This is a genomic window from Burkholderia aenigmatica (genome assembly GCF_048627025.1).
GTDB lineage: Bacteria > Pseudomonadota > Gammaproteobacteria > Burkholderiales > Burkholderiaceae > Burkholderia > Burkholderia aenigmatica.
The window spans coordinates 701222-713004 of sequence record NZ_CP184470.1; the positions used below are offsets into that span (position 1 = coordinate 701222).

Genomic DNA, 11783 nt, shown 5'->3' on the forward strand with positions numbered 1-11783 from the left:
TTTGCAACGATACTCGCAATCGTTCGAACGTGCGCTGAAACTGTGCTGCTTCCGCCGCCGAAGATGTGTGCCCGGAAAACACATTTCGTGCCGGCGGGATGGTCAGCTGTACTGCTTTCCGCGTTGCAGCGCTGTATATCCGGCGCACCTTTCATCCCCGTTAACATCCGATTCAACGCCTGTCCGCGGCCACGGCGCGCCCCTCGGCCGCGCCCGCCCGGCAGCATCGAATCCCCTGGTCGGGCATCCGCGCCCGACCCGGCCGGCCCGCCGGCCGATCCGCCTGGAGAAAACCGCATGGAGTCCTGCATCCGCCGCGACGATCCGACCGGCAGCACCGCGTGTCATGTGACACGTCACCGTGCCGGCGAAGCGCGCGACACCGTCGACCGCGTCGTCGACGAAACGCCGGTTGCACTCGTGTTCAACGATATTGCGCACACGGTCATGATGGCGACCCCGATCGACCTCGACGTGTTCGGCCTGGGTTTTGCGCTGAGCGAAGGCATCGTCGAGCGCGCGTCGGACGTTTTCGATATCGAAAGCGAATGCCGGCCCGGCAGCGCCGAAGTGCGGCTGACCGTGTCGCAGCAGGCGTTCATGGCGATGAAGGCGCACCGGCGCGCGCTCGCCGGCCGCACGGGCTGCGGCGTGTGCGGGATCGAAAGCATCGCGCAGCTCGACCTGCACCCGCCGCGCATCGCCGCTGCCGGCATCGCAGCCGGTATCGGCGCGGACGCGATCGCCCGCGCCGCGCGCGCGTTGCCGGCCCATCAGGCGCTGATGCGCGAGACGGGCGGCATTCACGCGGCCGCCTGGTGCGATCGCGACGGCGCCGTGCTCGACGTGTTCGAGGACGTCGGCCGCCACAACGCGCTCGACAAGCTGATCGGCCGGCTCGCGCGGCGCCGTGCGAACCTGCACGAAGGCTTCGTGTTCCTGTCGAGCCGCGCAAGCTATGAACTGGTGCGCAAGGCCGCGCGGGTCGGCATCCCGATGATCGCGACGATCTCGGCGCCGACGTCGCTCGCAATCGACGTCGCCCGCGAAGCGGGCGTGCGGTTGCTCGGCTTCTGCCGCAACGACGGTTTCGTCGAGTACGTGTCGCCCGACGCCGTTCAACCTGATCAACCGGCGCTCGCTCAAGCGCATCCGGCGCTCTCCTGATGAAACCACTGACCGATTTCGATACCGCGCAGCAGCATTTCGCGAGCGCGTTCGCGCCGCTCGAGGCCACGCTCTCCCTCCCGGTCGCGGAAGCCGCCGGCCACGTGCTGGCCGCGCCGCTCATCGCCGTACTCGACCAGCCGCCGGCCGACCAGAGCGCGATGGACGGCTACGCCGTGCGTCACGCGGATCTCGCACGGGGCGAGCCGCTGCACGTCGCGCAGCGCTGCTATGCAGGCGGCACGCCGGCGCCGCTGGCCCCGCGCACGGCGGCACGCATCTTCACCGGCAGCATGATTCCGCCAGGCGCGGACACCGTCGTGATGCAGGAACATGCACGCGAGCAGGACAGCTGGGTCGCGTTCGACGCGCCGCAGCGCAGCGGCTCGCACATCCGCCGCCGGGGCGAGGAAGTGCGCGCCGGCGACCTGCTCGTGCCGGCCGGCGTGCGGATGGGCGCGATGCATGTCGGCGTGGCGGCCGCGCAAGGGTTCGCGCGCGTCGACGTGCGCCGGGCGCTGCGCGTCGGCATCCTGACGACCGGCGACGAACTCGTCGCGTGCGGGCAGCCCCGCGCGCCGCAACAGATTTACAACAGCAATGCACCGATGCTCGCCGCGCTGGTGACGGGAACCGGCGCCGAGGTCGCGATGAGCCTGCATGCGGCCGACACCGCGCCCGCCATCGATCGCGCGCTGCGCGATCTGCACGCGGGCTGCGACCTGGTGATCTGCGTCGGCGGCGCGTCGGTCGGCGACAAGGATCTGCTGCGCCCCGCGCTGGACGCGCTCGGCGCGTCGTTCATCGTCGCCGGCGTGCGCATGAAGCCGGGCAAGCCGGTGGCACTCGCCCGGCTCGACACGCAACCGGTGGTGCTGCTGCCCGGCAATCCGGGCGCCGCGATGACCGCGTTCGCGCTGTTCGTCGCGCCGCTGATCCGCCGCCTGCAGGGGCGCAGCGCACGCCTGCCGATCGTGCCGTCGCTACCGATCGACGGCGACTTCGAGCCGGACGCGCAGCGCGAGCGCTTCGTGCGTGTGCATTGCACCGTCGGCCTCGACGGCATGCCCGCCCTCGACACGCTGCGCCAGCAAGGCGCCGGCACGCTGCAGTCGCTCGTGCAGGCGAGCGGGCTGGCCCGGCTGCCGGCCGGGCAGCGCATCGCGTGCGGCGACGCGGTACCGTATTACGAATTCGCGCACTGGCTCGCATGATCGCGACGCCGGACCCGCGCCCGATCCGAGGCATTCGCCGCGCAGGCCACGCAGGCCACGCAGGCCGCACGGCGAACTGTATTCCTGCAATTCGGGCGCGATTGTGTCCCTGCCGGAAAAACCCGGCGGACTATCCTCACGAAGAGGCTCGTCACGCGCCGTGCGCCTGCCCATCCGCACACGCACGGCCGACCGGCGACGCCCCACCGCTTACTTCTTGCAGGCCGACGAACCGATCGTGAATGCCATCGTTTCCGCCGCGCCGGCCGCTGCCGCACTGTCCGGCAGCGCATCGCCCGGCGCTTTCCCCCGCACGACCGACACGCTCGGCCGCCCGCTGCGCGACCTGCGCCTGTCCGTGATCGACCAGTGCAATTTTCGCTGCGGCTACTGCATGCCGCGCGAAAGCTTCGGCGCCGACTACGCATTCATGCCGTCGTCCGAGCGGCTGTCGTTCGCGCAACTGGAAAAGATCGCCCGCGCGTTCACGTCGCTCGGCGTCGAAAAAATCCGCATCACAGGTGGCGAACCACTGCTGCGCCGCAACCTCGAAGCACTGATCGAACGCCTCGCCGCGCTGACGACCGTCGACGGCAAGCCCGTCGAAATCGCACTGACGACCAACGGCTCGCTGCTGGCCGCGAAGGCGCGCACGTTGCGCGACGCGGGGCTGTCGCGCGTGACCGTCAGCCTCGATGCGCTCGACGACGCGGTGTTCCGCCGGATGAGCGATGCCGACGTGCCCGTGTCGCGCGTGCTGGCCGGCATCGAGGCCGCGCAAGTGGCCGGGCTCGCGCCGGTCAAGGTCAACGCGGTGATCGAGCGCGGCGTGAACGACGACCAGATCCTGCCGCTCGTGCGCCACTTCCGTCATACCGGCGTGGCCGTGCGCTTCATCGAGTACATGGACGTCGGCGGCGCGAGCTTCTGGTCCGGCGACAAGGTCGTGCCGGCCGCACGGATGCGCGAAACGATCGACGAACACTATCCGCTCGTGCTCGTCGGCGAACCGGCGCACGACGCGACCGCGATCCGTTGCGCACACATCGACGGTGCCGGCGAGGTCGGCTTCATCGCGAGCGTGTCGCATCCGTTCTGCGGCACCTGTTCGCGCGCCCGCGTGTCGGCCGACGGCAAGCTCTATACGTGCCTGTTCGCGACGCAAGGCACCGACCTCCTGCCGTGGCTCGACGACGCAGCATCGACCGCCGACCTCGCCGCCGCCGTGCGCGATCGCTGGACACATCGCGACGACCGTTATTCCGAGCGCCGGGCCGCACGGCCGGCCCGCGCGCCGGGCAAAACCTATCCGACCGTGCGCATGTCGCTGGTCGGCGGCTGAGGGGCCGCCGCGCGACACAGAACGCACCGCCTACAGGAGAACCTGTCATGACGACCTTCACCGAATCCCGTGCCGGGCTGCCGGACGATCCGTTGCACGCCGGCGGCCCCGCTCCCGACGGCGCGACCGAGCCGCACCCCGAGCCACACCCCGAACCGCCACCATCGATTACCGCCGGCTTCGAAGTGCGCGTGCAGTACGCGCCGATCGACGCCGGCGCCGAGCTCGCGCCGATCGTTCGTAATCCGAATGTCGGCGCGGTCGTGAATTTCCTCGGCGTCGTGCGCAACGAAGGCGACGTCGACGATGTCGTCGCGCTCGAGGTCGAGCACTATCCGACGATGACCGAACAGGCCCTGTGGAGCATCGTCGAGGAAGCCAGCGCGCGCTGGCAGCTCGAAGCGATCAAGATCGTGCATCGTGTCGGGCGCATTCCGCTCGGCCAGGCGGTCGTACTGGTCGTAGTGGCCGCCGCGCATCGCGGGTCCGCGTTCGATGCGTGCGAATTCCTGATGGACTTCCTGAAGACCCATGCACCGTTCTGGAAGAAGGAGATCCGCCATGACGGCGTATCCGGCTGGGTCGAGGCGAAGGCGCACGACGACCAGGCGATGCGGCGCTGGGGCTGAGCGTGCGCGCTGCACCCTTTCCGATTCCGCCGATTCCTTTCAAGACATCGCGATGAAACTGACGATCAAATACTTTGCAAGCATTCGCGAACAACTCGATCGCGACGAGGAAATCGTCGAGATCGATGCGCGCGAACTCACCGTCGACGCACTGCGCGACACGCTGGCCGCACGCGACGCGCGCAGCGCGGAAGCGCTGCGGATGGACCGGCCCGTGCGCGCGGCCGTCAATCTCGAGATGGTGACGGGTGGCTTCGTCGTGCGGGAGGACAGCGAGGTGGCGTTTTTTCCGCCGGTGACGGGCGGGTAACGCACGTCAGGCCAGTCACGCTGGCGCTCTGTGGTGCGCGCCCGACCCGCGATGGCCTGCGACGATGATCGCGGATGCCATCGGATCCGCCTTCGGCACGGCCACCGCTGTTGGCCGTCGCGACGACAAGTGACAAATGACAAAGCCGGCACAAGGCCGGCTCCGTATTTGAAGCGCGGGACGCCGCCCGCCCCCGTCTATCGCATGCACGCCCCGGCCAGCTTCCCGACCGTGATCACTGCCTGCTCGATCTCCGGCGACCACGGGCTGCTGTAGTTCAGCCGGATGAAATTCCGGTAGCTGTCCGTGATCGAGAACATGTAGCCGGGCCCGATCGTGATCCCCTGCTCCAGCGCGAGCTGGTACAGCCGCATCGCATCGACCTGCGCGGGCAACTCGACCCACAGCACGTAGCCGCCGGCCGGGCTCGAGATGCGCGTGCCCTCCGGAAAGAACCGCGACACCATCGCGCGCATCAGGTTCGCCTGCTGCGCATACGCCTTGCGCAGACGCCGCAGGTGATGCTCGTAGCCGTCGCGTTCGAGAAATTCCGCGATCGCGAGCTGCGGCAACGACGGCGTCGCGAGCGTGTTCAGGAATTTCAGCTTCTCGACCTGGTCGCGATAGCGGCCCGGCAACGCCCAGCCGATCCGGTACGCGGCCGTCAGGCTCTTCGAAAACGACGAGCAATGCAGGACGATCCCGCTGCGATCGTAGGACTTCAGCGAACTCGGATGCGCGTCGCCGAAATACAGTTCGTTGTACACGCCGTTCTCGATCAGCGGCATCCCGGCCTTCGTGGCGAACTCGACCAGTTCGCGCTTGCGCTCGTCAGGCATCTGGAAGCCGAGCGGGTTCTGGAAGTTCGGCATCACCATGCATGCCGCGATCGGCTGCGACTTCGCGATCGCGGCCAGCGCCGCGATATCGATCCCGTATTCCGGATGCGTCGCCACCTCGATCGCCTTCATCCCCATCCGTTCGATCGCGTGCAGCATCGCGTAAAACGTCGGCGACTCCACCGCGATCGTGTCGCCGGGCTTCGCGACGGCCTGCAGGCACAGGTTGATCGCCTCCGTCGCACCGACCGTCACGATGATCTCGTTCGGGTCCACCGACATCCCGTTTTCCAGGTAACGGCGCGCGATCTGCCGGATCAGCCGCGGATGGCCGGGCGGCAGCCCGTCCGTCACGCCCCACAGCGATTTGTCGCGGCCGGCCGCATACGCGTAGCGGTTCAGCTTCTCGAACGGGAACAGGCTCGGATCCGGATACGGCGAGCCGAGCGGCACCGCGTCGTCGGTACCGATCGAGCGCAGCGTCGACAGCACGAGCCGGCTCACGTCGACCGACGACGAGATCGCGATCGGTTTCGACGGCCGCAGCTCGCGTACCGGCGCATGGCTGTCGTCACGCCGCAGGTTCACGAAATAGCCGGACTGCGGGCGGCTTTCGAGCAGCCCACGGCTTTCCAGCAGCAGATAGGCATGCAGCACGGTCGTGATGCTGATCCGGTGCTGCTGGCTCGCCTGCCGCACCGACGGAATCCGGTCGCCGTGCCGGTACACGCCCTGGCGGATCAGGCGCTCGATGTCGTCCGCGAGTTTTTCATAGAGTTTCATCGCGTGCCTCCCGCCGGCCTGCGCAGCTGGGCTGCCCTGCCGTTTGCGTCGGACACGCACGTGTTTTGCCCGCCGACCGGGCCGTCGTGATTCCTGATCTTTCCCTCCGGTTTTGCCTTTTCCATCGCACTGGCTCTCTCTTGAAGATGCGCCGACAGGGTTCCGGTACGACTGGATCTGCGGCACTGTGCACTTGATGATGGAATCTTAAGAGCAGAACAGTTGGCGACGAGTACACACATCGATCGTGCGAACAAGAGTACAGTTCGGCGCGAATCGCGCGCGACAGAAAAACTGTACGTCTTATGAATGGGCCGCGATGGCGGCGAATCGCGCGCAGCGGCGCCGGACGGAGGTTCGTGACTTTACGGAACGGCAGGACAGCGATGACGCATGCACTCGGTGGCCGGGACACGTTGCCGGGCAAATCGGGAGGGAAAACTGTGCGATCTCACGATTTTTCATACAATTCCGCCCGTCAGCCGCCAAAAACTCGTCGATCGCACGGTTTCTTCCTGAATTTCGCCGTCGGGAGGTAACACAGCGACGCTCGGCGGCGAGATGCACCTGCTGCGCGCGATCCGCCCTATCGTCATCCACGAGATGGTCGAGCGGCTGCGGCCACGCTGACGCCACGACACCACCGACGCCGATCCGATCCCGCCACGCGAGGGCCGCCCAACATCATGACCGAATCCATCCACGCGCCTGTCGTCGACCAGCTCGTCGCGCGGCTGACCGACACCGCCGATCACCCGCGCTTCACCGGCGCGCCGCTCGACCTGTCGACGCTCGACGCGCACGCGCTCGGTGCGGTGTGGCCGGCACTGCGCCGTGTCGAGGAACGCGTCGCGCAGCACGACTACGCGCGCGACGATCCGCGCGCCACATTCGCGCGCTGGCTGCGCGAGCAGATCGACGCACTCGATTTCGCGCCGCTCGTCGACGCCGAAGCCGCACTCGAACTGTTCCGCGACATTCCGGCCGGCGCGTGGCGGCGCGCGTTACAGGAACTGTCGTGTCTCGACGCGCTGCCCGCGCCCGCACTGCAGGCCGAACTCGCGCGCATCCTCGACGAACCGCAGAACGACGGCCTGCATAGACTCTCCGTGTACGGGAAATATGCCCTCCTCTCGTTCGCCGGCCGGCGCGACATCACGGCCTTGCGCGACGAGTATGCGAAGTTGAATGCCGATTCACCGGCGCGCGTGCGCGAGCTCGACGTGCTGCCCGAACTCGGGCCGGCCGCGCTGCTCGCGCTGGCCGCGACGAACGACGGCTATTTCGCGCCGAAGCGACTGTGGTTCAACGCCGACGACCCGGCCGCCACGCTCGCGGAGGAGCCCGCTTACGTCGACTTCGCGCGCGACACGCTGACCGAAGCCGCGCGGCACGTCGCCGCGATTCACGCGGGCGACGTCCCCTATCAGGCCGATCGCGCGTTCACGACCGACGACGCGCAGGTCGTCGCGCGCGCGGCGCGCGTCGCGGCCTATCGCGACGCGCCGTGGCTCCCCGCGCTGATCGGGCCGCTGCTGACCGGCGTGTGCGTCGCGCCGACCGCCGCGAAAACCGCGCCGTCGCAATCGCTCGCGATCGCGCTCGGCCACGCGGTCGAGACGATCCCGACACCCGAGAGCCTGCGTGCGCTGCGCGATGCACTGGCCACCGTGCGTCACGCGGGCGTGCAGAAGAAGCTCGCACGCAACCTGAAGCCCGCCGAACGCGCGCTCGGCGAGCGGCCGAACACCGCGCTGCGCATGACGCTCGACGCGAAACCCGACAAGAAGCAGCTCACGATGCTCGCCACCTGCATGGAAGCGGGGTTCTGGCAGTCGATGACGCTGGGCCACGCCGAATGGCGCGAGCGCCTCGTCGATGCGCCGGCCGGCGCCGCGTTCTCGACCCGCACGATCTGGCAAGCACGCGCGCGCGACGGCGCGACGGTCTCGTTCATCCCCGAGATCGCGAAAGGCAAGATCGTGCTGCGCGATGCCGCCGGCGCGGCGTGCGAACTCGACGCCGACAGCGAGATCCGGCTCTGGCATCCGCTGCTGGCCGATGCGGACGAGCGGCTCGCGTGGCAGCGCGCGATCGTCGGCCGTGCGATCCGGCAGCCCGTTCGGCAGGCGTTCCGCGAATTCTACGTGCCGGCCGCCGAAGACGCTGCCACCAGTCATTCCGCGATGTTCGAAGGTCATGTCCTCGCGAGCCGCCCGCTGATCGGCGTCGCGCGCCGCGAAGGCTGGTCGATCCGCGCGTACGACGACGGCCTCGCACGCGAGTTCGGCGACGTGCGCGCGACCTTCAGCGTCGCCGCGCGGCTCTTTCCCGGCACGGACGGCCAGGGCACGTCGGGCCGGCTGCACGTCGAACGCAGGCGCGAACGGCGCTGGATCGCCGCGCCGCTCGGCGAAATCGATCCCGTCGTGTTCTCGGAAGTGGCGCGCGCGGTCGACCTGCTCGTCAGCGTCGCCGCCTTCGCGCTCGACGATCAAGCGACGCGCGCGGCCGACACGCTGGCGGACCCGGTGCGCCAGCGCGCCGCGCGGAACGAGCGCGAGCAGCGCCTGCACCGGCTGTCTGACCTGCCGCTCGGCGCGATGGCGCGGCATCGCAAGCAGGTGCTCGCGCTCGTGTTCGCCGAACCGATCGCGCAAGGCCGGATGACGATCGACGAACGCCATGTGCGGGTCGGCGCGTGGTCGGTGCATTGCGCGACCGGGCGCGTGACGCGCGACGGCGAACCCGTCGAACCCGCGATCGAACCGCCGCCGTCGCCGCTGCGCGCGGTGCCGTGGCTGCCTTACGACGAAGCGCTGCTGCAGCGGATCGTCGACGTCGTCGCGGGGCTGCTGGGCTAAACCGGAAAATGAACAGGGCTGTCGAGATTCATTGCTCGACGCCTGTAAAGCGATCGACGCGTTTCCGCTAACCCTATTCATTCGGCATATATCGGTCGGGTGGCTGTGATAACGTTTTGCTTTCGCTTTCTTTGCGCACCATCACGACATGCCTGCCTACGTCAAACCCAGATGGTTACGGGATCTGCTGCGGTTCCTCCCGTTGAAAAGCCAGTTCGTGCTGTCGGGAAACGTCCGCGATTTACAGGCCTGTGAAGTTGCCCCCGAAGTGGTGACCGCGCAGTCGCTGGTGAATACACTCGGCGACAATCTCCGCGAGGCGGGTTATGCGCAGCTCGTCGTCTGGAATCCGATTTCCGGCTTCACGGTGCCCGACAGCCGGGTGTCGCCCACGGAGCCTGCCGATGAAACCCTGCGACGTCTCGGCCTGACACCGGTCGATGGCACGGCGCCGGGCGGCATCGATGCACTCACCGCATGCGTTGAACGCCTGGTCGCGCTGCCCGGCCCGCCGATTGCCCTCGTCGTCGATTTTGCTTCGCGACTGGCGATTCGCGCCGAAACGCTGACTCCGGCCGAGCACACGCTGTTCACGCGCGCACTGGTGCTGGCGCATATGGCGGCCCCCCGCCCCGCGGGAGAACTGCGACGTCCGTTTTTCAATACCGTGATCTGGATCGTCGACAAGGAAGGCGATCTGCCGGACTGGTTGCTGATCGACAATCCGCGCATCCGGCATATTCCCGTGTCGAAGCCCGACAGTGCCGCCCGTCGCGCGTTGGCCGGTGCATTGCTGCGCGGCGTACCCGGTGCCCAGAGCGCTACGCCGGACCATCTTGCCGAGGCGGCGTCCGCGTTCGTCGACGGTTCCGAGGGATTGCTGCTCGCCGACATGAATGCGATCGCCACGCTCGCCCGCGTCGAGCAGGTGCCCCTCGATAAAATTGCCGACGCCGTGCGGCGTTATAAAGTGGGCGTCACCGAGGATCCGTGGCAGCAAATCGACCGCGACAAGATCCGTCACGCCGACGCGTTCATTCGCCGCCGCGTCAAAGGGCAAACGCACGCAGTCACGCACATGCTCGACCTCGTCAAGCGCGCGATGACGGGGGTGGGTTCTCAGCGGAAAGGCAACCGGCCGCGCGGTGTCGCCTTCCTCGCCGGCCCGACCGGCGTCGGGAAGACCGAACTCGCCAAGACGATCACGAGCCTGCTGTTCGGTGACGAAAGCGCGTACATCCGCTTCGACATGTCGGAATTCAGCGCGGAACACGCCGACCAGCGGCTCATCGGCGCGCCGCCCGGCTACGTCGGCTACGACGTCGGCGGAGAATTGACGAATGCGATTCGCGAACGCCCGTTCAGCGTGGTGCTCTTCGACGAAATCGAAAAAGCGCATCCGCGCATTCTCGACAAGTTCCTGCAAATCCTCGATGACGGCGTGCTGACGTCAGGGCGCGGCGACCGCGTGTACTTTTCCGAAGCGTTGATCGTTTTCACGTCGAACCTCGGCATTTACCGCCAGGACGAATCGGGTCAGCGCGTCGCGAATATCCAGCCGGGAAACGACTTTGCGGAGATCCAGAAGAAGGTACTCGGGGAAATCCAGCAGCATTTCAAGCTGGTCCTGAACCGGCCTGAAATCCTGAACCGCATCGGCGAAAACATCATCGTCTTCGACTTCATCCGCAAGGATGTCGCGACGGAGATCTTCGAGCAGATGGTGCGCGCCGTGCTCGACGACGTCGCGTCCCAGGGTATCGCCGTCGACCTGGACGAAACTTCCCGGATCGCACTCCAGGCGCAATGCCTCGGTGATCTATCCAACGGCGGCCGCGGCATCCGCAACCAGATCGAAGCGCATCTGCTCAACCCGCTGGCACGCGGCCTGTTCGATCAGGATGCGGCTGCCGGCGATCGCTTCGTCATCTCGGGCATCGACTCGGGTGCGTTCCAGTTGCACAAGCGGTAGGCCATGGACATCCGCGTTTCGCGCCTGCACTTTCCCGTGACGACACTCGGGCCGGGGCAGCGGATCGGCATCTGGTTTCAAGGTTGCACGATCCGATGCCCGGGCTGCATTTCGATGGATACCTGGGCGCACGCCGGCGGCGAAACCACCGTCGATGCGCTGTTGGCGCAGGTTCGAACCTGGCTGCCCGACGCTACCGGCATCACGATCTCGGGCGGCGAGCCGTTCGATCAGCCCGATGCGCTGATTGCGCTCCTGCATGGCCTGCGACAGCTGTCGGCAGGCGACATCCTCGTCTACAGCGGCCACCCGATCGAATCCCTGGCCGATACGCTGGCACGCGCCGACGGCCTGATCGATGCGCTGATCTCCGATCCGTTCGACATCGACGCGCCGCAGACACGCGCGCTGCGCGGCAGCGACAACCAGCGGCTGCATTGCCTGACGGCACTCGGCCATGCGCGTTTTGCGCAGGTCGAGCGCGCGCCACGGCACACCGGCAAAGCGCTGGACGTCATGTTCGACGAGGACGGTAGCGTCTGGTTCGCGGGGATACCGGGCCGGGACGATTTTCAACGGTTGAGAGACCTATTGACCGATCAGGGGCATCACGTCCGGATCAGCGCCGACAAGGCGAGAAACAGATAAGACAGGAAATGTCAG

The 11783-nt window shown here is 67.5% G+C and carries 9 protein-coding genes; 8 read left to right on the forward strand and 1 reads right to left on the reverse strand.

Translation table 11 applies throughout. The features are described from left to right. The first annotated feature begins 297 nt into the window (after positions 1-297). From fdhD to moaD, 5 genes are all read left to right on the forward strand, one after another. Positions 298-1167: a formate dehydrogenase accessory sulfurtransferase FdhD gene (fdhD, locus tag ACN8ZM_RS35605; RefSeq protein ID WP_420213319.1), complete on the forward strand. Its 870-nt coding sequence runs from the start codon at positions 298-300 to the stop codon at positions 1165-1167. Beyond that, a complete protein-coding gene (gene glp / locus ACN8ZM_RS35610) occupies positions 1167-2381 on the forward strand; it encodes a gephyrin-like molybdotransferase Glp (RefSeq protein ID WP_420212758.1) in 1215 nt (404 codons plus the stop codon). Before fdhD ends, glp begins: the two co-directional genes overlap by 1 nt. A gap of 217 nt (positions 2382-2598) precedes the next feature. Further along, positions 2599-3723: a GTP 3',8-cyclase MoaA gene (moaA, locus tag ACN8ZM_RS35615; protein ID WP_420212759.1), complete on the forward strand. Its 1125-nt coding sequence runs from the start codon at positions 2599-2601 to the stop codon at positions 3721-3723. A gap of 47 nt (positions 3724-3770) precedes the next feature. Beyond that, positions 3771-4352 (forward strand): molybdenum cofactor biosynthesis protein MoaE, encoded by a 582-nt coding sequence (locus tag ACN8ZM_RS35620; protein ID WP_420212760.1) that lies wholly within the window; start codon positions 3771-3773, stop codon positions 4350-4352. Positions 4353-4404: 52 nt separating this feature from the next. Beyond that, positions 4405-4662, forward strand: a complete 258-nt coding sequence (moaD, locus tag ACN8ZM_RS35625; RefSeq protein WP_043192062.1) for a molybdopterin converting factor subunit 1 — start codon at positions 4405-4407, stop codon at positions 4660-4662. A 197-nt stretch (positions 4663-4859) separates the two neighbouring features. Here the strand turns inward: moaD and ACN8ZM_RS35630 are convergent, their stop codons facing one another. Next, on the reverse strand, positions 4860-6284 hold the full coding sequence (locus ACN8ZM_RS35630) for a PLP-dependent aminotransferase family protein (protein WP_420212761.1): 1425 nt from the start codon (positions 6282-6284) through the stop codon (positions 4860-4862). Positions 6285-6970: 686 nt separating this feature from the next. Here ACN8ZM_RS35630 and ACN8ZM_RS35635 point away from each other — a divergent pair. The 3 genes from ACN8ZM_RS35635 (at position 6971) to ACN8ZM_RS35645 (ending at position 11768) form a co-directional block, all read left to right on the forward strand. Further along, entirely contained in the window at positions 6971-9148 is a 2178-nt protein-coding gene (locus tag ACN8ZM_RS35635) for a DUF4132 domain-containing protein (RefSeq protein ID WP_420212762.1), read from the forward strand. A gap of 148 nt (positions 9149-9296) precedes the next feature. Beyond that, on the forward strand, positions 9297-11120 hold the full coding sequence (locus ACN8ZM_RS35640; protein ID WP_420212763.1) for an AAA family ATPase: 1824 nt from the start codon (positions 9297-9299) through the stop codon (positions 11118-11120). 3 nt (positions 11121-11123) lie between these two features. Then, entirely contained in the window at positions 11124-11768 is a 645-nt protein-coding gene (locus ACN8ZM_RS35645; protein WP_043192070.1) for a 4Fe-4S single cluster domain-containing protein, read from the forward strand. The last annotated feature ends 15 nt before the right edge of the window (positions 11769-11783 follow it).